At 72.2% G+C, this 20,756-nt stretch carries 21 protein-coding genes and 1 pseudogene; 12 read left to right on the forward strand and 10 right to left on the reverse strand.

Annotated elements, in window-relative coordinates; translation table 11 throughout:
- Positions 1-28 precede the first annotated feature (28 nt).
- The 8 genes from ABVB68_RS26000 to ABVB68_RS26035 all read left to right on the forward strand — a co-directional run bounded on the left by ABVB68_RS26000 (position 29) and on the right by ABVB68_RS26035 (position 7,829).
- Positions 29-1,594 carry a pyridoxal phosphate-dependent aminotransferase gene (locus ABVB68_RS26000; RefSeq protein ID WP_353603549.1) on the forward strand — a complete coding sequence of 522 codons (1,566 nt, stop codon included), beginning with the start codon at positions 29-31 and terminating at the stop codon, positions 1,592-1,594.
- Positions 1,591-2,400 (forward strand): BtpA/SgcQ family protein, encoded by an 810-nt coding sequence (locus tag ABVB68_RS26005; protein WP_353603550.1) that lies wholly within the window; start codon positions 1,591-1,593, stop codon positions 2,398-2,400. The genes ABVB68_RS26000 and ABVB68_RS26005 overlap by 4 nt, the downstream gene beginning before the upstream one ends.
- Entirely contained in the window at positions 2,397-3,500 is a 1,104-nt protein-coding gene (locus ABVB68_RS26010; RefSeq protein WP_353603551.1) for an SIS domain-containing protein, read from the forward strand. The genes ABVB68_RS26005 and ABVB68_RS26010 overlap by 4 nt, the downstream gene beginning before the upstream one ends.
- Positions 3,501-3,590: 90 nt before the next feature.
- Positions 3,591-4,292 (forward strand): cupin domain-containing protein, encoded by a 702-nt coding sequence (locus ABVB68_RS26015; protein WP_353603552.1) that lies wholly within the window; start codon positions 3,591-3,593, stop codon positions 4,290-4,292.
- Between the two features lie 44 nt (positions 4,293-4,336).
- Positions 4,337-5,701 carry an aldehyde dehydrogenase family protein gene (locus ABVB68_RS26020; RefSeq protein ID WP_353603553.1) on the forward strand — a complete coding sequence of 455 codons (1,365 nt, stop codon included), beginning with the start codon at positions 4,337-4,339 and terminating at the stop codon, positions 5,699-5,701.
- 40 nt (positions 5,702-5,741) lie between these two features.
- A complete protein-coding gene (locus ABVB68_RS26025) occupies positions 5,742-6,068 on the forward strand; it encodes a phosphopantetheine-binding protein (RefSeq protein ID WP_353603554.1) in 327 nt (108 codons plus the stop codon).
- Positions 6,052-7,017, forward strand: coding sequence for an LLM class flavin-dependent oxidoreductase (locus ABVB68_RS26030; protein WP_353603555.1), 966 nt, complete (start codon positions 6,052-6,054; stop codon positions 7,015-7,017). Before ABVB68_RS26025 ends, ABVB68_RS26030 begins: the two co-directional genes overlap by 17 nt.
- Before the next feature lie 44 nt (positions 7,018-7,061).
- The gene (locus ABVB68_RS26035) at positions 7,062-7,829 is read left to right on the forward strand and encodes a methyltransferase domain-containing protein (protein WP_353603556.1); all 768 of its coding nucleotides are present in this window, start codon (positions 7,062-7,064) and stop codon (positions 7,827-7,829) included.
- A gap of 288 nt (positions 7,830-8,117) precedes the next feature.
- Here the strand turns inward: ABVB68_RS26035 and ABVB68_RS26040 are convergent, their stop codons facing one another.
- Complete coding sequence (locus ABVB68_RS26040; protein ID WP_353603557.1) at positions 8,118-8,636, reverse strand: peptidylprolyl isomerase; 519 nt, start codon at positions 8,634-8,636, stop codon at positions 8,118-8,120.
- A gap of 754 nt (positions 8,637-9,390) precedes the next feature.
- On the opposite strand from ABVB68_RS26040, the gene ABVB68_RS26045 reads away from it, so the two are divergent.
- Positions 9,391-9,975: a sigma-70 family RNA polymerase sigma factor gene (locus tag ABVB68_RS26045; RefSeq protein WP_353603558.1), complete on the forward strand. Its 585-nt coding sequence runs from the start codon at positions 9,391-9,393 to the stop codon at positions 9,973-9,975.
- Positions 9,972-10,721 carry an anti-sigma factor gene (locus ABVB68_RS26050; RefSeq protein ID WP_353603559.1) on the forward strand — a complete coding sequence of 250 codons (750 nt, stop codon included), beginning with the start codon at positions 9,972-9,974 and terminating at the stop codon, positions 10,719-10,721. Before ABVB68_RS26045 ends, ABVB68_RS26050 begins: the two co-directional genes overlap by 4 nt.
- 88 nt (positions 10,722-10,809) lie before the next feature.
- Here the strand turns inward: ABVB68_RS26050 and ABVB68_RS26055 are convergent.
- The 6 genes and pseudogenes from ABVB68_RS26055 to ABVB68_RS26080 all read right to left on the reverse strand — a co-directional run.
- Positions 10,810-11,070: pseudogene (locus ABVB68_RS26055) on the reverse strand (DUF1295 domain-containing protein); the annotation flags it as partial.
- A gap of 189 nt (positions 11,071-11,259) precedes the next feature.
- Positions 11,260-11,922, reverse strand: a complete 663-nt coding sequence (locus tag ABVB68_RS26060) for a fasciclin domain-containing protein (protein WP_353603571.1) — start codon at positions 11,920-11,922, stop codon at positions 11,260-11,262.
- Between the two features lie 103 nt (positions 11,923-12,025).
- On the reverse strand, positions 12,026-13,657 hold the full coding sequence (locus ABVB68_RS26065; RefSeq protein ID WP_353603560.1) for a molybdopterin-dependent oxidoreductase: 1,632 nt from the start codon (positions 13,655-13,657) through the stop codon (positions 12,026-12,028).
- A 229-nt stretch (positions 13,658-13,886) separates the two neighbouring features.
- Positions 13,887-14,141 carry a chaplin gene (locus ABVB68_RS26070; RefSeq protein ID WP_353603572.1) on the reverse strand — a complete coding sequence of 85 codons (255 nt, stop codon included), beginning with the start codon at positions 14,139-14,141 and terminating at the stop codon, positions 13,887-13,889.
- Positions 14,142-14,453: 312 nt separating this feature from the next.
- Entirely contained in the window at positions 14,454-15,632 is a 1,179-nt protein-coding gene (locus tag ABVB68_RS26075) for an MFS transporter (protein WP_353603561.1), read from the reverse strand.
- Positions 15,629-15,913: a Chromate resistance protein ChrB gene (locus ABVB68_RS26080; RefSeq protein ID WP_353603562.1), complete on the reverse strand. Its 285-nt coding sequence runs from the start codon at positions 15,911-15,913 to the stop codon at positions 15,629-15,631. The genes ABVB68_RS26075 and ABVB68_RS26080 overlap by 4 nt, the downstream gene beginning before the upstream one ends.
- A gap of 311 nt (positions 15,914-16,224) precedes the next feature.
- On the opposite strand from ABVB68_RS26080, the gene ABVB68_RS26085 reads away from it, so the two are divergent.
- Complete coding sequence (locus ABVB68_RS26085; protein WP_353603563.1) at positions 16,225-17,430, forward strand: permease; 1,206 nt, start codon at positions 16,225-16,227, stop codon at positions 17,428-17,430.
- 185 nt (positions 17,431-17,615) lie between these two features.
- Here ABVB68_RS26085 and ABVB68_RS26090 read toward each other — a convergent pair whose 3' ends face one another.
- Positions 17,616-18,800, reverse strand: coding sequence for a CapA family protein (locus ABVB68_RS26090; RefSeq protein WP_353603564.1), 1,185 nt, complete (start codon positions 18,798-18,800; stop codon positions 17,616-17,618).
- Between the two features lie 487 nt (positions 18,801-19,287).
- On the opposite strand from ABVB68_RS26090, the gene ABVB68_RS26095 reads away from it, so the two are divergent.
- Positions 19,288-19,461, forward strand: coding sequence for a CsbD family protein (locus tag ABVB68_RS26095; RefSeq protein ID WP_353603565.1), 174 nt, complete (start codon positions 19,288-19,290; stop codon positions 19,459-19,461).
- 133 nt (positions 19,462-19,594) lie between these two features.
- Here the strand turns inward: ABVB68_RS26095 and ABVB68_RS26100 are convergent, their stop codons facing one another.
- Both ABVB68_RS26100 and ABVB68_RS26110 read right to left on the reverse strand, forming a co-directional pair.
- Entirely contained in the window at positions 19,595-19,933 is a 339-nt protein-coding gene (locus tag ABVB68_RS26100; protein WP_353603566.1) for an STAS domain-containing protein, read from the reverse strand.
- A gap of 722 nt (positions 19,934-20,655) precedes the next feature.
- A partial coding sequence (locus ABVB68_RS26110) for a sigma factor-like helix-turn-helix DNA-binding protein (protein WP_353603573.1) occupies positions 20,656-20,756 on the reverse strand: 101 nt, incomplete at its 5' end.

Consider the following 20,756-nt stretch of genomic DNA (forward strand, 5'->3'; position numbering starts at 1 on the left):
CCCCCACCGCACGAAGGCGGAGAAGTTGATGACACTGTTCGACTCCCTTGCCGTCCCGCGTCCCTCCCACGCGTCACCGGAGGCCCTGGCGACATCCCGGCGCACACCGCGGGCCACCGGCCTGTCCGACGCCTTCACCACCCGCATCGACGAGCGTGTGCTCGACGTGTTCGCCCGCGCCCGCCGTCCCGACGACCCCCTGGAACTGCGCGACCTGTGGCTGGGCCGGGTGGAGCACGAGCTGGGGCAGCACTCCTACCACACCGCCCTCGCCGAGATCTGGCGCGGCAGCCGCCCCCTGCGCACGGTCGAACCGGAGCAGGTGCTGTCCTCCCGGGCCACCGTCCGGTTCGTCAAGGAACTGTTCAACTGGTACTTCCGCGACGACCTGTACGGCGGGCTGCGCAACCAGGCGCAGTACCTCCTCTCCGGCGGCGCCGTCGACGAGGAGCGGTGGGGTCTGCCGCACACTCTCAAGGAGTGCATCCGCTTCGCCCTGGACCGCGACTGGTACGGCTACTCCGACTCGCGGGGACGCTACCCGGCGCGTGAGGCGATCGCCGCCTACGAGAGCGCCCGGCTCGCCGGCGTGCGCTATCTGCCGGAACACGTGGCGATGACCATGGGCGGTACCTTCGCCGTCAGCACGATCGCCGACTTCGTGCTGCACGGCGTCTCCCCGGCCACCGCACCGGCGCTGTGCGCCGTCCCCAACTACCCGCCGCTGGTGGAGACGATCGCCCGCCGGCACGGTGTGCAACTGGTGCCGCTGGACAGCGCGCACGGCCGCACCGACATCGACCCGCTCATCGAGGCCCTCACCCCCGACACACCCCTGGTGCTGCTCCAGACCGTGGGCAACCCCACCGGGGCGGCCGTCACCGAGGAGGGCCTGCGCCGCCTCGTCCGCGCGGCCTCCCCCTCCACCGTCATCGTCCTGGACGAGTGCCACGAATGGCTGGGCGAGTACGAGGAGCGTTGCGCCGAGCGCGCCGCACCCAACGTGGTCCGGGTCTCCAGCCTTTCCAAGACCTGGTCGGCACCCGGCCTCAAGGCGGGCTGGTTCCTCGCGGACCCGGCGTTCATCGCCGAGTACTACGAGTACGCCTCGTCGTCCTTCGGCGGGCCGCCCTCGTTCTTCTACACGATCGTGGAAGTGCTGGCCCGCATGGAGCGCTGGCTGATCACCGGACTGACCGAGCCCGGCACCGGCGAACTCAAGGAGTTCGAGGCGTCCTACGGGCTCGACCTGGAGAAACTGCGCCATGCCTTCCGCACCTACCGGACGGAGCGGCTACGGCGGGTGACGGACCTGACCGCGCTGCGCGACGCGGCGACCGTGCGTCTCGCGGACACCCGGGCACGGGTGCTCCGGCCGTACTTCTCCATCAACACGGCGGTGGAGCTGCCCGGTTGGGACGACTCCTACCACTGTTTCCGCGACGTGCTGCGGGAGACGGGCGTGTCGCTCTTCCCCGGCCTGCTCACCTTCGGCTTCTCCGGGTCCGTCATGCGGATCACCACCGCCCGGCCCTGGCAGGACCTGGCACCGGCCCTGGACCGGCTCGACGCGTACCTGCGGGGCGCCGCATGAGCACCTGGTACTCCCCCGGCGGCAAACAGGCGCTGATCCTCGGCATGGTGCACCTGGCGCCGCTGCCCGGCACCCCCTTCCACCGCCCCGACACCTTCCCCGAGATCCTGGACACGGCGGTGGCGTCCGCTCGGGCCCTGTACGAGGGCGGTGCCGACGGCTGCCTCGTGCAGACCGTCGACCGTGTCTACGGCGTCGCCGACGAGTCCGACCCGGCGCGCACGGCGGCGATGGGGCTGGTCGTGCGCGCGGTCACCGAGGCGACCGGCGCGGACTTCCGCGTCGGCGTCCAGATGATGCGCAACGCCACCCGGGCCTCCCTCGCCGTGGCGCGGGTGGCCGGCGGTGACTTCGTGCGGGCCGGCGCGCTGGTGGGCCAGACCCTCACCGCCCACGGCATGGTGCGGCCCGACCCGCTGGAGGTGATGGCCTACCGGCGCTCCATCGACGCGGAGGGCGTCGGCATCGTGGCGGACATCGACTCCATGCACTTCAAGTGGTTCGGTGAGGACAAGACCTGCGCGGAGGTGGCGCGCGCGGCCCGTACCGTCGGCGCCGACGCGGTGGCACTGTCCCACCCCGACGAGCGCACGGCCCTGCGCATGATCGAGTCCGTCCGGGAGGCCGTTCCGCAGCTGCCGGTGATCCTGGCCGGACACACCGACCACGGCAACGCGGCACGTCTCCTCGCCGCCGCCGACGGCGCGTTCGTGGGGACGTGCCTGGAGAGTGGGGGGTGGGGCGGCAGGGTCGACGCCGGCCGGGTGCGCCGCTATGTCGACGCCGTCCGGGAGTCCGGACGATGACACCCCCGCGCACCCGCCCGGCCCCCGCCCCCGCACCCGTCGAAGCGGAGGTGACACTGCGCCAGGCCGAGCGGCTGGCGGACGACATACGTGTGCACGCCGGTGCTTTCGACGAGCAGGCGCGGGCGCTGGCCGACACCGCGCGTCTCGCGGACGTCGAGTCGGTGGTCCTCGTCGGCGACGGGGACAGCGACCACGCGGCGCGGGCCGTGGAGATGGCGTACCGTTCCCTCGCCGGGGTGGACTGCCGGCCGGTGAGCGCACTCCCCTTCGTCCACTACTGGCGGCCGGCCGCCGGGTCCGCCGCCCGGGTGCTCACCGTCGCCGTCTCCGCCTCGGGCCGCACCCCGCCCGTCGTCCGGGCGGCGGAGCGGGCACGGGCGGACGGCACCACGGTCGTCGCCCTCACCGGGGACGCCACGAGTCCGCTGGCCCGCGCCGCGCACGGCACGCTCCACCTCGCCCTGCCGGACCAGGAGCCCTCCCCGGGCATCCGCACCTACCAGGCCAGTCTGCTCGGCGCCCTGCTGCTGGCGACGGCGCTGGGCACGGCACGCGGGCACCTGACCGGCGCCGACGCCGACCTGCTGCGCGGCGAACTGCGTGCGCTGGCCGGCCCGGTCGAGGCCACCGTGGGCGAGGCCGTCGCACGGACCCGGCCGCTCGCCGGGCGCATCGCCGACGCACCCGTGCTGACCGTGCTCGGCAGCGGGCCCTCCCACGGCACCGCCCTGTACGCGGCGGCGAAGGTGATCGAGACGTCCGGCGTCCTCGCCGTCGGACAGGACCTGGAGGAGTGGTGCCACGTCGAGCGCTTCGCCGGCCCCCGTGACCTGCCGGTACTCGTCGTGGCTCCGCCCGGCCGCAGCCTCCCGGACGCCCTCCGGGTCGCGCGGCGCGCCACCGAACTGGGCCGGCGGGTCATCGCCGTCGCCGCCCGGGACGACCTCGGCGGCTTCGACACCTCGGAGGTGCTGCCGGTCCACGGCCGGGCGCGCGAGGAGTTCTCCCCGCTGCTCCACGGACTTTTCGCCGCACCCCTCGCCTGCCACCTCGCCCGGACCCTGAACCGCACCCCGTTCGCTGCCGGGCGGCCCTGACCGGTCCGCCCCACCGACCACTCCGGCACCGTCAGGACGACCGCCGCCCGGGGCGACGACCACCGTCAACAGACCCGAAGGAAAGAGAACATGACCGAGACGACCCACCACGTACCCGTCGAGCAGGCCCTCGAAGTGCTCAGCGAGGAGCTGCACAGCCTCGCGCCGGCCGAACGGGAGGCCAAGGCGGTGGAACTGCTGACGGTCCTCGGCCGGAGCAAGGCGGCCGAGGCCGGCGCGCCGACGCCCGGGGGCACGACCGGGCGTACGCCCCTGCTGATCTGCGACTGGGCCACCGACCTCGGCCTCGACGGAACCACCCAGCAGCTCGGCATCCCCATGGCCCCGGGCCCCACCCGGGTGTCCAAGACCGCCGACGCCACCGGACGCTCGCTGCTCTCCAGCGGCCACGTCGGCGCCGACATCCTGCACGTACCGGCAGGCAGCGGCTTCGCCCCGCACACCCACCCCGGCGACCACCTGCTGTTCGTGCTGGCGGGCACCGGGACCATCGCCGTCGCCGGGGAGATCGTCGAGACGCGCCCCGGACAGGTGTACATGGTCGAGGGTGCCATCACCCACGCCGTGGGCGCGGTCACGGACCACATGATCCTGTCCGTGGGCGCCCCGCACCGCCACCTGGACAGCCCCGAGCGGCAGGAACTCACCGAGTACGCCGCGCTCCTCGGCGACCTGGGCCGGATCACCTGCCGCCTCTGCGACATCGAGGCCTCCAGCGGTGAGGAACTGGCGGCGAGGGGCTGCCCACACTCCCCTCACCGTTTCGGCTGAACGAGGGCCACCGCACGACGACGATCCCGGACAGGAGACACGCCATGCCGCACGACCGGCTCACCGTACCGGTGAGCGACCCGCGCACCGGACGGGAACGGCTCGCCGTCCCCGTCGGCCGCGCCGCCGACACCCGCGCAGCGGTGACCGCCGCGCGTGGCGCCCAGTCCGCCTGGGCCCGGCTGACCCCCCGCGAGCGGGCCCGGCGCCTGCTGCGGTTCGCGGACCTCGTGGAGGAGAACCTCGCCGCCTACGCACAGGCCGAGCAGGCCGGCACGGGCAAGCCCGCCGAGGAAGCGCGGGGTGAGGTGGAGAACTGCGCAGACCTGCTGCGGTTCTTCGCCGGCGCCCAGCGCGCCGACACCGCGCCCGCGGCCGGGCGGCGCATGCGGGGCCGGGAGAGCTGGGTACGGTGGGAACCCATCGGGGTGGTCGCCGCGATCGTGCCGTGGAACTACCCGCTGATGATGGCCGCCTGGCGGATCGCCCCGGCGCTCGCCGCCGGCAACACCGTGGTGCTCAAACCCGCGCTGACCACGCCGGACACCGCCCTGCTGCTCGCCCGGGACGCCGCCGCGACGCTGGGTCCGGACGTGCTGGTGACCCTGCCGGGCGACCGCGAGACCGGGCGGCTGCTGGTCGGCGAGGACGTCGACGCCGTGGCGTTCACCGGCAGCGAGGCGGGCGGCCAGGACGTCGTGGTCCGCGCGGCACTGCGCCGGGTCAGCCTGGAACTGGGCGGCAACTGTCCCGCGCTGGTGCTGCCGGACGCGCCCGGGGACACCTGTGCGGCACTGGTGCGGGCCGTCACCTACAACGCCGGTCAGAGCTGTGCGGCGCCGGCGCGGGTCATCACCCTGCGGGAGAACCACGACCGGGTCGTCGAGGGGCTGGCCAAGGCGATGGGCGACCGGCGCGCCGGAGCGGACTTCGGACCGCTCAACAACGCCGACCAGGCGGCACGCTACGACCGCATCCTCGACAGCAGCGGGGCGGGCGTCGACCACGTCGCGGACGTCGCCCCGCGGCCGGGCGAGGAGCACGGCTTCTGGCGGCCCGGCCGGATCCTCGCCGATCTGGCCCCCGACGACCCGGCCGTCACCCAGGAGGTGTTCGGCCCGGTGCTGACCGTGCAGGCGGCACGGGACGTCGAGGAGGCGGTGACCCTGGCCAACTCCGTGCGGCAGGCGCTCGCCGCGAGCGTCTGGGGCTCGGACACCTCCACGGTGCTCGCCGTCGCCGACGAGGTGGACGCCGGGGAGGTCTGGGTCAACTGCCACCTGGACCAGACCGCCGAACTGCCGCACGGCGGACGCGGCAGTTCGGGCCACGGCACGGACATGAGCGTCCTCGCCCTGAGCGAGTACCAGCGTCCCAAGACCGTCACCGTGAGCCTCGACCGGCGCTGAGACCGACGCGCCGAGCGCGCCGACGAAGGAGAAGAGGACCATGGGCCTTCCGCAGACCGAACGGACCGACGACGAGGTGTACGCGAGCGTCCGTGACCTCGTCACCCGCCAGTTGCCCCCCGACGCCGGCCCCCTCACGCCGGCCCTCCCGCTGCACGAGGCCGGACTGACCTCCCTGGGCACCGTCGCGACGATGGTGGCCATCGAGACCGAGTTCGATGTCACCTTCCCCGAGGAGCTGGTCGCCCCGGCGACCTTCCACGATCTGACCAGCCTGACCAGCGCGGTCACATCGATGCTGGCGGCCCGGAAGGCCGCGGCGGACGCCCAGGGGACCGGTGCGGGGGCCGATGATGCCGTCGCCTGAGCCGGCCGTCAGGTTCGGGGTCCACTCCGGACAGCAGTACGAGACGTACGGCGACATCCTGGCGCTGTGGCAGCGGGCCGAGGAGCTGGGCTACGACTGGTGCTCGGTCTTCGACCACCTGCGTCCGCCCATGGGCGGCCCGGACGGTCCGTGCTTCGAGGGCACCACCCTGCTCACCGCGCTGACCGCCCGGACCCGGAGGATCCGCGGCGCCCTCATGGTCGCGCCGGTCGCGTGGCGTCACCCGGCGATGCTGGCCGCGGTGGCCGCGACCATCGACCACGTCAGCGGCGGACGGGTGGAACTGGGCATAGGCGTCGGCGGCGCCGACCTGGCGCACGACCAGTACGGCTTCCCGCGGCTGCCCCGCGCCGAGCGGCTGAAGCTGCTGGAGGAGACCGCCGCCGTCCTGCGGGGCCTGTGGTCGGGTGAGCGGTTCTCCTACACCGGCGGACACGTCCGCATCACCGACGGGTACTGCCGGCCCGCACCGGTGCAGTCCCGGCTGCCGCTCGTCGTGGGCGGTGCGAGCGCACCCGTCCTCGACGTGGTCGCCAGACACGGCGACGTGTGGAACAGCCTGCTCACGGACCCGGAGCGGTACCACCGACGCACCGAGCTGCTGGCGGACGCGTGTGAGCGGGCGGGCCGCGACCCGGCCGAGGTCCGCCGCTCGATGACCTTCCGCGCCCTGCTCGTCGAGGACCCGGCGGAGCTGCCGGGCAGGCTCGACAGGCTGCGTGCGGTCTACCCGCCCGATTCCCCGGTGTGGCCCGAGTACCTGGTGTTCGGCACGCCCGAGCAGTGCGTCGAGGCCCTGCTGCCCTACCGCGACCTGGGCGTCACCGACTTCGCGCTGGGCCTGCGCCCACCGGTGGACTGGGACACGCTCACGCTCTTCGCCGAGCGCGTCGTCCCGCGGCTGCGTCCCCCCGCCGTCCCGGCGTGAACCGACCACTCCGCCCACCCCACGAACCACGTCAGGAGAACCCCGTGGCCAACTACTACTCCGAGGGCTTCGCCGCCTTCTTCGACACCAGTTACACCGGCTGGGTCAACCGCTTCTCGCCGAAGCTGGTGGCACACCTGGCGGAGGTGTCCGGGGGTGACCGCACGGCCGCGGACATCTGCTGCGGCACCGGCGTGACCGCCGGGTACTTCCTCGACGGCGGCTGGACGCTGTACGGGGTGGACGGCTCCAAGGCGATGCTCGACCTCGCGCGGACCCGGCACGCCGCGCGCATCGAGGACGGCGGACTGACCCTGATCGAGTCCGACGCCCGCACCTTCGAGCTGCCCGCCGGGGTCTCCGCCTGCGTCAGCCTCGACGGCGCTCTCAACCACCTCCCCTCCACCGACGACCTGCGGCAGTGCTTCGCCTCGGTGGCGGCCGCGCTGAAGCCGGGCGGCGAGTTCGTCTTCGACCTGTACGAGCAGTCGCACTTCCTGCACTGGAACCACGTCACACTCACCGACACCTCCGAGTCGATCGTGGTCAAGCGCGGTGTCTGGGACACCGAGACCCGCCGCGGCATGCTGCGCGTCTCCGGGGCCCACGGCACCGGGAAGCGGGTCCAGCGGGTGGACCAGACCCTCACCAGTTGGTACTTCGACCCTGCCGACGTCACCGGGGCGCTGCGGGCGGCGGGCCTGGAGCCGCTGCCGCACGGTTTCGGCGGCGCCGACCTCAAGTGCGACTCCGGCTCCTGCTCACGGACCGAGGTCCCCTGCCGCACGGTCTACCGCGCCCGCAAGTCCTGACCTACGGCTCCCGGGGCACCGGCTTCGAGCGGACCTGTGGGAGGAGACAACCGCATATCACGCGGGGCGTCCGGCTAGCTGGTGGTTCCCGTCCGGGCGGACCGCGTGTCTGTCGCGCCGAGTACGGCCTTCCGCGGCCACCGGGACCGAGGCGGGACGGTCCCTACCACCTGTGCCAGGTGGTACCCGGTGAGAGACCGACCATCAGGACCGGAGCGTCTTCTGGCCCGTCAAAGCGGTATCGCAGGGTGTTCGGTGGTGTGTCACTCACGCCCCAAACCCCTCTCTTCAGGGCCGGCAGGACGGCCGGACGCTGAGCAGTTCGGTCCGCAGCACGGGCGTGCCGTCGACAGGCGCCGGGTCCTGCGCAGTTGGCTCGATTCCGCCGGCAGCGATCTTGTCGAGGGTCTTCAGGCCGGCGGCACCGACCGTGCCGAACACCGTGTAGTTCGGTCGCAGCGCGGAGTCGCCGTAGACGACGAAGAACTGCGAACCGTTCGTGTTCGGCCCGGCGTTGGCCATCGCCAGCAGACCGCGCCCGTAAAGGCGACGGACTCCGGTCGGGTCGCTCGGCGCCGGCGGCAGGTCCACCGGCAGCTCGTCCTTGTACTGGTACCCCGGCCCGCCCTCGCCGGTGCCGGTCGGGTCGCCGCACTGCAGGACCTTCAGCGTCGGATACGCCGTCAGTCGATGGCACACCGTACGGTCGTAGAACCGGTGCCGCGCCAGGTGCAGGAAGCTCTGGACCGTGCACGGCGCCTGCGCGCGGTCCAGACGCAGCGGGAGCGGGCCCTGGCTGGTCGGCACAGCCAGGTCGACCGTGCCGTGGCCGGGGGTGTGTCGCGGGTCGGGCGGCAGGGGAACCGGCCGCGCCGCCGGCTCGCTCGGTGTCTGGGTGTACTGGCACGGACCGTGCGTGGTTCGCGGCGGGGCATCGGAAGCGGAGGCGGTGGTGCCGCCCCCGGACACGACCAACGCTGCTGCCGCCCATGCGGTCATGAGAGCTCGGTTCATCCTGCACACCCTCCAAAAGATCGTCAGATGTCGGAGCGGTCGCAGTCTAGAGCGCGTCCCGGCCGGCGAGTACCCGTCCGCGAGCCACATCCGCTCCCCTCTTGACCGACCGCACGACGACGTCCCCTGGACCCGAGCCGGTTCGGTGAGCCACGCGCGTCAATATGCGGGCACACGTGGCAGGTTGCATCACCTGGATCAAGTAGTCGCGGCCATTCTCCGAACGCCGTGCACCGGTCGAGCTCTCCGCGGTCGTGAAAGGAGCGTGGCGTCAAACCGAAATCGTCATCGGCCTGATCCCCACGAGCTCCGCAGCCTTGTTCTATACGACGAGCGGGCAGCCCAGTGGTGCTCCCATTGACTCAGCTCATCTGCACGGCGGTACCCGTCTCTGTTTCACCGGCCGGCCATGGATCAGCCAAGAGACAGCGGAACTGTAAATCGTCCTCATTTTCCACTGCCACAATTCGCTCGACCAATCCGCAGTTCGCGTGGCCCCGGATTACACGGGGGTGCCCCGTCCTGTCACGCTCACGGGAGGATTATCGTGAAGGAACCTGTGCATATCGGGCCACGTCCGTCTGCGAAGCCTGACCTTCAGCACCTGCTGCAGGAGGTGGCGCTGGGCGATCAGGAGGCGTTCGCCGCGGTCTACGATGCCGTGGCCGGCTCCGTCCTCGGTGTCGCCCGGGCAGTCCTGCGCGACCAGGCGCAGTCGGAGGAGGTGGCCCAGGACGTGCTGGTGGAGGTATGGCGCACGGCCCCTCGCTACCGGCCCGAACGCGGCACGGCCATCAACTGGATCCTCACACTCGCCCACCGGCGGGCCGTGGACCGCGTCCGGTCGGTGGAGGCCGCGGCGGCCCGTGACACCAAGGCCGCTCTGCTCGAGCATCAACCGGCCTACGACGAGGTGACCGAGCAGGTCGAGACCCGGCTGGAGCAGGAGCAGGTGCGACGCTGCCTGCGCACCCTGACCGAGCTGCAGCGCCAGTCGGTCACTCTCGCCTACTACCGGGGCCTGACCTACCGGGAGGTCGCCGAGGCACTGGCGCTGCCGCTGGGCACAGTCAAGACCCGACTGCGTGACGGACTGATCCGGCTGAGGGACTGCCTGGGGGTGGCCGTATGAAAACGACCGATCTGCACACTCTGACGGGCGCCTATGCGCTGCACGCACTCGACGGCGAAGAGGACGCCGCCTTCGAGCGTCACCTGGCCGCGTGCGACGCGTGTGATCAGGAGGTCGCGGAGTTCACGGCTGCCGCCGGCCGCCTGGCCCTGGCCTCCACGGTGCGCGCGCGCCCGGCCATGCGAGAGCACGTCCTGCAGCGCATCACCACGGTGCGCCAGGTGCCCCCCGGTGCCGTCGCCCTGGAGCGGGTGCGCCGTGGCGTACGGCGCGGACGCGGCCTGACCCGTTGGGCGCTGGCCGCCAGTGTGGCCGCCGCGGCCGCCTTGGGCGGGACCGCGGTATGGCAGTACGAACGTGCCCAGGAGGCTCGGCTCGATGCCGCGCAGGCGCAACGGCACGCCGAGGACCTGGCGGGAGTGCTGGCCGCGCCCGACGCCAGGTCTCGTTCGACGCGGGTGGCGGGTGGTGCGGGAACGCTGGTGGTCTCCGCCGGCCGGGACCGGGCCGTGTTCGTGGCGTCCGGTATGGCGGCACCGCCGCGCGGCGAGGTGTATCAGCTGTGGTTCGCCGACGGCGGGAAGATGCGCTCGGCCGGCCTGCTGGACCCCGGCCGCAGCAGCCAGGCCGTGCTCATGCAGGGCGCGGTCGACGGTGCCTCGGGCATCGGTATCACGGTGGAGCCGGCCGGTGGTTCGAAGCAGCCGACCTCGACGCCGGTCGCCCTGCTCGGCGTGCCGACGTGACGCATGTGAGTGGGGGAGCCCGCCGTCAGCCGGGCTCCCCCACTCGTTCGCCGGTCTCAGCGTGGTGGCCGTGGGAAGAAGGCGCTGGTGCGGGCTGGGCGTCACCGACCGCCTCGAAGAACGGTCCGACGGCCCGGACGGCCGTGCCGGCCCACGCGAGGGCGGACAGCGGCCGGGTCAAGTACTGAGCCGCCTGCACCGGCCAGGACACCAGCCACACCAGGACTCCCCTGCAGCAGGTAGATCGTCCGCAGGGCGTTCAGGTTCCGGCTGCTGCGCGCGCGGGCCAGCACCGCCTCGTACCGAGGGTCTCGCCGTGGCCGCCGCCCCGGCGGGCCCTGTGCACCGACGGATGAACGGCAAGGGCGGAGGGCTGGTCCGCAGGCCTTGAGGTCTGCGAACCAGCCCTCCGAGGAGGGGCGTCCGCCAGGCCCTGCCGGTCGGGCGGCTGGCGGACGCCCGGGCACGGAGAACGCGCGTCGGCCGGTCGCTCCCGTCGAGGCGACCGGCCGGGGCGCGTCCCCGGCCCGCTGTGGTGTCAGCTCTTGGGCATGAGAACGGTGTCGATGATGTAGACGTTGGCGTTGGCGGTCCTGACGTTGCCGCAGACCACCTTCGCCGAGTCGTCGACCGTGTAGGACTCGCCCGAGCCGGAGGTCGTCACCTTCGACTTCTCCAGCGTGTCGAACGAGCCGTTCCGAAGGTCCTCGGGGGTGAGCTTCTGGCCGACGACGTGGTAGGTGAGGATCTTCGTCAGCTGGGCCTTGTCGTTCAGGACCTTGTCCAGGGTGGCCTTCGGGAGCTTCTTGAAGGCGTCGTCGGTCGGCGCGAACACGGTGATGTTCCGGGCGTTGTTGAGGGTGTCGACCAGGCCGGCCTTCTTCACCGCGCTCACGAGGGTGGACAAGGCCGGGTTGTGGGAGGCGGCGGTGGCCACCGGGTCCTTGGCCATGCCGTCGAAGGAGCCGGCACCGTTCTTCGGCACGGCCGAACAGGCGGGGCCGAAGGGCTGGTCCAGGCCGCTCGCGGAGGCGGTCGAGCCGCCCATGTCGTCGCCGCCCTTGGTGGCCGGAGCCGGCGCCTTGCCGGAGGCGTCGGACTTGCCCGAGTCGCTGCTGCCGCTGGAGCAGGCAGTCAGAGCCAGGGGCAGCACGGCAGCGGCGGCGAGGAGACCGGTGGTGCGACGGATACGGGTGTTCATCATGTTCTCCTGTTGAACGTCGCAGCGGTCTGCTGCGTTCGGGGGTGTCACGGAAAGGCGGTTCCCAAAGGGCACGGGGCCCTTGGTCATGGGGCGGGGGTGGTCAGTCGACGGTCACGACCACGGAGTGCCATCCGCTGGCGCCGTCGGGAATGGTGCGGGTGCGTTCGTCCGTCTGCGGGGAGCCGGTGCGGTCGGTGGCGCGCACGGTGAGGGTGTGGCCGCCCGTGGTGGCCTGCCAGGGAAGCGACCACTGTCGCCAGGTGTCGCGGGTGTCCTCGGCAGCCAAGTGAGCCTGCTGCCAGGGGCCGTCGTCGATGCGGACCTCGACCTTGTCGATGCCGCGGTGCTGGGCCCAGGCGACCCCGGCCACCATCACCGTGCCGGCCTTGGGCCGGGCGAACGGCTTGGGAGTGTCGATCCGCGATGCGGACCTGACCGGGGCCTTGCGGGCCCAGCCGCGCTTCACCCAGTACGGGTCGTAGGCATCGAAGGTGGTGAGCTCGATGTCCTCGATCCACTTGCAGGCCGAGACGAAGCCGTACAGGCCCGGGACGACCATCCGGACCGGGAAGCCGTGCTCGAAGGGCAGCGGTTCGCCGTTCATGCCGAGGGCGAGCATCGCGTCGCGGCCGTCCATGACGTCCTCGACGGGGCTGCCGATCGTCATGCCGTCCACCGACCGGGACACCAACTGGTCCGCCCGGCCGCCGCGGGACGGAGGCTTCACCCCGCACTCGGCAAGCAGGTCGGCCAGTCGTACCCCGATCCAGCGGGCGTTGCCCACGTACGGGCCGCCGACCTCGTTGGAGACACAGGTCAGCGTGATGTCCCGCTCGATCAGCTCCCTGCGCAGCAGGTGGTCGAAGGAATAGCTGCCCGGACGTGCCACGCCCTTGCCGTGGATACGCAGCCGCCAGGCCGTGGCATCCACCTTGGGCACCACCAACGCGGTGTCCACCCGGTAGAAGTCCTCGTTCGGGGTGACGAAGGGGCTGATCCCGGCGACACGCAGCGCGGCCCTCTTCGGTACCGGTTGCGCCGGTGACCCAGGATCCGGCAGCACGACCTTGCCGCGCGAGGCGACCGCGTCCTGGCCGCGCGAGGCGTTCAGTGACCGGCCGACCGCGCCCACCACGGCAGAGGCCGCTGCCGCGGAGGCGGCCGCGAAGACGAACCCCCGCCGGTCCCACCCCGCGGATGCCGACAGACCGTAACCCGCTTCCTCGGTCGTCAACTCCTGCGCCGACGCCGGCAATCGCCTCACCGCGGTCAGGCGAACCACCAGAACGTACAGGAGCAGAGCCCCTGCGACGGCTCCCACGACGGAGGGCAGCGCGTCCGTGAGGCTGGAGGAGTCGGGTCGGCTGACGGCGGCCGCCGCCCCGACGGCCCCGAAGAGAAGGACCCCGGCGGTTCCGACCCGCAGGAACCGTACTGCCAGCACACCGAGCACCAGGGACAGCACGGCCAGCACGGCCAGGATGCCGAGCTGCAGGACGAGCTTGTCGTCGGTGCCGAAGTGACGGACGGCCCAGTCCTTCACCGGAGCGGGCGTCGCGTCGATGGACGCGCCACCCACCGCGACGACCGGACTCGACTGCGGACGCACCGCAGCCGCGACCAGCTCGGCCACCGCCAGCGCGGCGAAGCCGGCCAGCGCCCCGCTCAGCGCACCCAGCGCCAGACGGGTCAGACCCGGCCGTACTCGCTGATCCTTCTCTTCGTCCCTCACGCAGGGAATCCGGTTCTGCCCGCCGGGCGGATTGGTCCCAGACCTGATCAGGTGAAAAGAGATCCCGGACCAATCCTGCACGCATTCCGCAACGGATTACCCGGTTGAACGCCGGCGGGCGTCACCGTCACTGCTGCACCGGGAACTCGGGCAAAAGCCGGTCCGAGGGTGCCTGGACAGCAGCCCAAGTGCCGCCCTCGGACAGGCCCCCGCCGGGGCGACTGCGGCGTCACATACCCGCGTTGGCGCAGGCGTTCCCGAAGCCCGGGTTCAACAGGCCGATCACGTCGACCGTGTTGCCGCAGGCATTGACCGGGATGTCGATCGGAACCTGCAGCACATTGCCGGACAGCACGCCGGGCGAACCGACCGCAGCCCCCCGCGCGCCGCTGTCGGCCGACGCAACCGCCGCGCCTCCGACCACCACCGCGCCCGCAGCGGCCACCAGACCGGCACTCCGCATCACCCGAGACGGCAGACACATCATGTTCGCTTTCCCTTCCTCCGCGTTGCGGCGGCAGCCGCCGCCGACCAGCCGCGTCCCGCGACCAGGCATGCGTAATCCGCTGCCACCATGGGCGCAGACTGCTCAACGCGGCCCGGATCACCCGATCGCGCCACACCGCGCGGCGGCGGCGCAGCCTGTCGGGTCTGCGCGGTCCATCGCGGGCAAGTCGTCTCATCCGGCTGTCCCGGTCGAGCGTCCGTCGGGACGCGCCCCTTCAGGGCAGCCGCACAGGCGGGGCCGAACAGCCGGGCCGCATGCAAGGGTGACCGCAGCCTGCCGGGCCGGGTGTCACCCGCCCAGGGGGCGCCGGCGTACGAGGACGATCAGCGGCCCGGTCGCGAGCAGGACGGCGAGCACCGCGTAGCCGTGCGTGAGAGTGGTGAGCGTGGCGACCGCGGCGACGAGCAACGGCCCGCCGGCATCGCCGAGTTCGCGTCCGAGTTCGGCTGCGCCCATGGTCTGGCCGAGTCGTTCGGCGGGGGTGGTGGCCGCCAGGGCGACGAAGCCGAGCGGGGTGATCAGGCCGGTGCCGACGCCGATCATGGCCGCGCCCAGGAGCACGCCCGGCAGGCCGGGCAGCATGGCGCAGCCCAGTCCGGCGGCGATGACCAGCAGTCCCGCGGTGATACCCGCCCGCGTCGTGAGGCGTCCGTCGTCCAGCGCGCGCCCCGCCCACGGCTGGACGACGGCCGCGCAGGCGGCGAGCAGGGACACGGCGGCGCCGGTGGCGATCGTGCCCAGCCCGGCGGCCCGGCCGGAGACGGGCAGGAAGCCCACGCCGACGGAGAGAGCGGCGGTCGCCGCGGCGAGGGCGGCGGTCGGGGCGAGGAACGCCGGGTCCGTCAGGCGCCGGGCCAGATCGAGCACGGTCTGCCGGGTCCTGGGCAGCGGCACCACGACGGGCACGGCGAGGGCCGCCCACACCGCGACGGCGGCGCCCAGCACCGCCAGAACCGCGAAGAGCAGCCGCAGTCCCCCGGCCCACACGAGAACCCCGCCGAGCAGCGGGCCGAGGGTGTAGCCGATGGACTTGAAGAAGCCGTACGAACCGAACGCCCGGCCGTGCTTGGCCGCCGGGTTGAGCCTGGCGACCAGGGCGGAGGCCGACGGCGAGAAGGCGGAGGCGGCGGCTCCCTGGCCGAGGCGGGCCGCCCACAGCCAGCCGGGGCTGTCCGCGACGACGTACACGGCGGAGGCGGCGGTGAAGGCCACGAGCCCGCCCAGCAGCACCGGGCGGGCGCCGACGCGGTCGGCGATCGTGCCGAAGACCGGCTTGAGCAGCACCTCGGCACCGTCGTACAGGGCGAGCAGGCTGCCGAGCACCATCAGCGAGGTCACCGCGTCCCGGGAGGAACCGCCGAGGTTGGCGGCGATGCCGTGGGCGCCGAAGGCGGTGGTGAACCCGGCCGCGTACAGGGGCCACATCTGCCGGGCGGGCGCCGTGGGTGCCGTCGCCGACGCGGTCATCGCTCCTGCTCCGGCATCTCGCGCAGGGCACGGAGGACCCGCTCCGGGTGATCCCTGCAGCAGGCCTTGGCCGGCCCCAGGCACTCAGCGGCCTGGGCGGTCACACGGCTGACGCCGTCCGCGAGGACCGGCGCCTCGGGCAGCGCCCATACGCCCTGGCACGGCGAGAGCGCACCGATCCCGCGCGGCTCCCGCCCCAGCACGACTCGATGCCGGGACGGCTCCGCGGCCGGCGTGATCACGAGGACGAGCCGGGGATTCCCCGGTCCGGTATCTGTCACGCCATGGAATGTAGCGGGGCCACCCGCCTTCGCCCTCGCCCGACCACCGAGGTCACCGGTGACAGCGGCGGCCCGGCCCGCCCTTCCACGCCGATCTGCCCGCCTGGCGCCGGCGGCCGTTCCTCCGGTTCGAGACCGGTGGCAGGCCCCGCACCGCCGCCCCGACCCTGCGCGTCGGCTGACGACTGGCGGCGGTACCACCGCACACGGACACGCGCCGCCGTCCGTCCTTCCGGCCTTACGGGCGAGCCGGCCGTCGGCGCCGCGTGTCCGTGGCCCGTACGCCGCTCCGGAAGGGGAAGGCTTCACAGATGCACGCCGTCCTGCACGCACTGTCCATCACCGGATCCATGACCTGGGAGATCACCTGGGCCCTGATCCTGGGCTTCGCCCTGTCCGCCGTCGTCCAGGCGGTGGTCCGCAAGTCCACGATCGTCTCGCTCCTCGGCGACGACCGGCCCCGCACCCTCGCCGTCGCCGCCGGCCTCGGCGCCGCCTCCTCCTCGTGCTCCTACGCCGCGGTGGCGCTGGCGCGTTCCCTGTTCCGCAAGGGCGCCAACTTCACCGCCGCGATGGCCTTCGAGATCGCCTCCACCAACCTCGTCGTCGAACTCGGTGTGATCCTGGCGCTGTTGATGGGCTGGCAGTTCACCGCCGCCGAATTCGTGGGCGGCCCGGTCATGATCGTCGTGCTGGCCGTGCTGTTCCGCCTCCTGCTGCGCGACGACCTGCTGCGCCAGGCCCGCGAGCAGGCCGAGAGGGGGCTGGCCGGGTCGATGGAAGGCCACGCCGCGATGGACATGTCCGTCCGGCGCGAAGGCTCCTTCATCCGTCGGCTGCTCTCCCCCGAAGGGTTCACCGCCACCGCGCACGTCTTCGTCATGGAGTGGGCGGCGATCCTGCGCGACCTCGTCCTCGGCCTGCTCATCGCCGGCGCCATCGCCGCCTGGGTGCCCGACTCGTTCTGGCGCGCCTTCTTCTTCGACGGCCACCCGCTCGCGGCCAAGCTGTGGGGCCCCCTCATCGGCCCGTTGGTGGCGATCGCGTCGTTCGTGTGCTCCATCGGCAACGTGCCGCTGGCGGTGGTGTTGTGGAAGGGCGGCATCAGTTTCGGCGGCGTGGTGGCGTTCATCTTCGCCGACCTGCTGATCCTGCCGATCCTGAACATCTACCGGAAGTACTACGGCGCCAGGATGGCGCTCTTCCTCCTGGGCACCTTCTACGTCGCGATGGTCATCGCCGGGTACGTCGTCGAGTTCGCCTTCGGCGGCCTCGGCCTCGTGCCCGACCGCGGCCACGCGAAGATCCCCATGGAAGGCGTCTCCTGGAACTACACCACCTGGCTCAACATCGCCTTCCTCCTCCTGGCCGCCGTCCTCCTCGTGCGGTTCCTCCGCACCGGCGGGCTGTCCATGCTCCGCATGATGGGCGGGTCACCGGAGACCGGGCACGATCACGACGACCACTCACAGCACAGGCCTTCAGCGGGGGGTGGGCACGGCGAGCGGCACCACTGAGGGTTGCGACGCCCTTCCCCCCGCGGCGGGCCCGGAAGGGGTGCCGCCGGTGCGGCGGCATGTGCGCGGGTGCGTCCGACGCCTGTCGGCGAGGTGTTGCGTCACCACGCTTGGTCGCGTTCGACGGGGCCGACCGTACGCGACGTTCGTCGCGGGGCGCTTACGCGACGGTCGTGGCGGGGCGCTCAGTCGTACGGGCGCTGAATCGTACCGTCCGCCGAGATGCGGGCGGCATGCGAGCCGAAGTCCTCCTCCGACACGCTTGACACGAGGTCGATCGCCTCACCGCCCGGCTCCGGCGTGCCGGGCTCCACGAGCCGGGTCGGGCGCAGGTGTCCGGACACGTAGGTGCCGTCGGCGCGGAGAGTGACCTGTAGCACGCCGCTGGTCGAGAGTGCGCCGCCGAGGCCGAGCACCTCGTAGGCGGCGAAGTTGCCCAGGCTGTAGGCGATGAGCCGGCCCTTGTAGAACTCCATTCCCCGCATCACGTGCGGGCCGCTACCCACCACGAGGTCGGCGCCGGCGTCGATCACCGCATGACTGAAGCGGTAACTGTCGCCGCGGTCCTCGCCGAGGAAGTACTCGGTGCCGGGCTCCACGTGGGTGCGGTCCGAGCCCTCCGCACCGGCGTGCATCGTGACGATCACGAGGTCCGCCATCCGTGCGGCGCGGGCGGTGAGCCGCTTGGCGGCCGGAATGTCCGTGAGGTCGTTCGACCCCCGGTCGGGAGCGAACCCGATCAGTGCCACCCGGATGCCGTGGACCCGCTGGATGGTGATCTGGCCCAGCCGGCCGGTGAACGGCAGGTTCACGGACCGCAGGGCGGCGAACGTCTCGCGCCGCCCCTCCGCCCCGAAGTCGTCGATGTGGTTGTTCGCCACGTTCATGACCGTGAAGCCGGCCTTCTTGAACCAGCGGCCGTAGGACGGCGGAGCGTGGAACGCGAAGCAGTTCGGGCTGTCGTTGTCGTCGCACTTGCCGGAGCCGCCGGTGGTGAGTGTGCCCTCCAGGTTCCCGAGCACCACATCGCCGGTGAGCAGGTCGTCGACGGGGTCGAAGAACGAGGCGCCGCCGTCCGGAGGCAGGGCGTCCGGCAGCGAGCCCATCACGACGTCCCCCACGGAAGCGATCCGCACATCGCTCGCCGGGCGCGGCGGCGCCGGTGCACCGGAGACCGTGAGCCCGGTCGTCCGCCGGGGGAACTCGGCGCCACCGGTGGGGGCGGCGCCGTCGGGGCCGGCACGGAACACGCACGCCGCGGCCACCACCGCACCGGCTCCGACCAGGCCGAGAGTGAAGAGGAGGTGACGGCGCACCGCCGTCAGCCGCTCGCGCCGCTGCTGGGGACTGTGTCCGCCGGACCTGATCACCGGCTCATGCTACGAAGCAGGCGCCCATCCTCCTCGCAGGCCGTTCACGGCGTGTCCCGACGTCCTTCCCTCAGGCGCTCGTGGCCGCGTCCTCGAACCGAGGAGACGGGGCCGCGCCGTCATGGCCGAGGAAACCGTGTCCGGCCGGAACCGGCCTCACGCACCGCGGCGCCGCTCGGCGGCCGCTTTCGACCGCCGCGGGAACGCGGGCCGGCCATGGCCCTGTAGTCGGACAATGGCCGTCGGGCCCGGCGGCAACACTGGTCGCAGCGCCCAGCGTCGACCGGACCCGCCCGCGCAGACCACGCCGGCGACGGCGGCCCACGAGCTCACCAGCGCGGGTGTGTTCCGGCTATTACCTGTGAGCCGCCGTATGCCTCGCGCTTACTCCTTCACTTCGCGACTCTGCCTTGTTTGCACAGGAAATGCCGGGGCACGAGGGGGTTACCGCGAAAGTGGCATCCACGCTTATGAGGAGGCGCATTCCATGACTGCCGGCGAGAAGGCCAAGGCGAAGACCGAACAGGCCGAGGGCAAGGTCAAGGAGGCCGCGGGAAGCGCCGTCGGGAACGACCGTATGGCCGCCGAAGGCCAGGCGCAGAAGAGCACCGGCGACGCCCGCGAGGCCAAGGAAAAGGCCAAGGACGCGCTCAAGCACTGACATCGGTCCCCGCACTTGTCCAAGGGCCTTCCCGCACCTTTTGCGGGAAGGCCCTTTTCATCGCACTGCTCCCTCAACTTGCCCTGTCGGCCCAGGCGTTCCTCGTCGCCGGCATGGGTGCGCCGTCCTGTCGTCAGGGTTGGGTGGCGGTGTCGCTGTCCGGGTGGACGGTGAAGACCTGGTCGAGGCCGACGATGCGCAGGATACGCAGCGTGTGGGCCGGTACGGCCGCGAGCGCGAGGTCCGCCTGTGCGGCCTGGGCGTGGTTGTGGGCGGCTATCAGGGCGCTGAGGCCGCTGGAATCGCAGAATGCCATACCGCTCAGATCCAGGACGAGGCGCTGGCCCGGCCGGAGGGGCACCGTGGCGATCAGGTCGCGCAGTTCTTCGGCGGTGAAGTAGTCGAGCTCACCGACGATTTCCAGAACGGGACCGGTGGCAGCGTCTCGGGCGGTGATCTTCAGTGGGCTCATCAGTCGCTTCTCGTCTGCGGGTCGGGGGCTGGGGCGCCGAGGGCGAGCAGGGCGGTGCGTTCGTCGAGGCCGTGTCCGAAGGATCTCAGCAGACCCGTCAGTGCCTCGATCAGGGCGGGCGGAGGCCTGCCGGCAGGGCCGACGGCGTACGCCGGCAGAGCCTCGTCCCGAACAGGCCGGTGCGGTCATCGCCGGTGCGGGCCCCGAGAGGGCGGCCGCACCGGCAGTCTTTCAGGCCGCGCCCGGTATTCCTAGAAGGTTCCGAATCCTCCACGTTCCGTTCAACGCCTTCACATGGCGACTCACAGCGGACCCGTGTTTTCTGCGCAGTCTGCTGCGGCCGTGCACCGGAAATCGGCGTTCGGCGCCTGCGGGAAAGCGGGCCCAAGTCGGTTGGTGTCGCGGTAGGTCGGCAGGGCGGCTCTTGCCGATCCGGATCATCGAGTCTCATTGCCGGCGGGGTGTCGCGGTGCGGCGGCGGCGGGGGAAGCCGCCATGCCCGCGGGGTCCGCCGGGCGCCGTGAAGGCCGCCGTGTGTGCGGCGTTCACCGGGCAACGTGAAGCCTGCCATGCCTGCGGCGTTCACCGGGCAACGTGAAGCCCGCCATGGCTGCGGCGTTCACCGGGCAACGTGAAGCCCGCCATGGCTGCCGCGTTCGCCGGACAACGTGAAGCCCGCCGTGTGTGCGGCGGGCTTCACGGTGGCGCGGTCGGTGTGGGGTTCAGTGCTGGGTGAGCATGCCTTCGCGCAGGCGGGCCAGGGTGCGGGACAGCAGCCGGGAGACGTGCATCTGGGAGACGCCGAGGCGTTCGCCGATCTGGG

Source organism: Streptomyces sp. NPDC096012 (assembly GCF_040426375.1).
In the GTDB taxonomy this organism is placed as follows: domain Bacteria; phylum Actinomycetota; class Actinomycetes; order Streptomycetales; family Streptomycetaceae; genus Streptomyces.

Bases quoted from the DNA above. Each gene is read 5' to 3' on its own strand.
- ABVB68_RS26060 (WP_353603571.1), bottom strand. From the start codon at position 11,922: ATGAACACCCGTATCCGTCGCACCACCGGTCTCCTCGCCGCCGCTGCC.
- ABVB68_RS26000 (WP_353603549.1), top strand. From the start codon at position 29: ATGACACTGTTCGACTCCCTTGCCGTCCCGCGTCCCTCCCACGCGTCA.
- ABVB68_RS26030 (WP_353603555.1), top strand. From the start codon at position 6,052: ATGATGCCGTCGCCTGAGCCGGCCGTCAGGTTCGGGGTCCACTCCGGA.
- ABVB68_RS26020 (WP_353603553.1), top strand. From the start codon at position 4,337: ATGCCGCACGACCGGCTCACCGTACCGGTGAGCGACCCGCGCACCGGA.
- ABVB68_RS26025 (WP_353603554.1), top strand. From the start codon at position 5,742: ATGGGCCTTCCGCAGACCGAACGGACCGACGACGAGGTGTACGCGAGC.
- ABVB68_RS26015 (WP_353603552.1), top strand. From the start codon at position 3,591: ATGACCGAGACGACCCACCACGTACCCGTCGAGCAGGCCCTCGAAGTG.
- ABVB68_RS26075 (WP_353603561.1), bottom strand. From the start codon at position 15,632: ATGACCGCGTCGGCGACGGCACCCACGGCGCCCGCCCGGCAGATGTGG.
- ABVB68_RS26010 (WP_353603551.1), top strand. From the start codon at position 2,397: ATGACACCCCCGCGCACCCGCCCGGCCCCCGCCCCCGCACCCGTCGAA.
- ABVB68_RS26095 (WP_353603565.1), top strand. From the start codon at position 19,288: ATGACTGCCGGCGAGAAGGCCAAGGCGAAGACCGAACAGGCCGAGGGC.
- ABVB68_RS26100 (WP_353603566.1), bottom strand. From the start codon at position 19,933: ATGAGCCCACTGAAGATCACCGCCCGAGACGCTGCCACCGGTCCCGTT.
- ABVB68_RS26005 (WP_353603550.1), top strand. From the start codon at position 1,591: ATGAGCACCTGGTACTCCCCCGGCGGCAAACAGGCGCTGATCCTCGGC.
- ABVB68_RS26070 (WP_353603572.1), bottom strand. From the start codon at position 14,141: ATGTGTCTGCCGTCTCGGGTGATGCGGAGTGCCGGTCTGGTGGCCGCT.
- ABVB68_RS26085 (WP_353603563.1), top strand. From the start codon at position 16,225: ATGCACGCCGTCCTGCACGCACTGTCCATCACCGGATCCATGACCTGG.
- ABVB68_RS26050 (WP_353603559.1), top strand. From the start codon at position 9,972: ATGAAAACGACCGATCTGCACACTCTGACGGGCGCCTATGCGCTGCAC.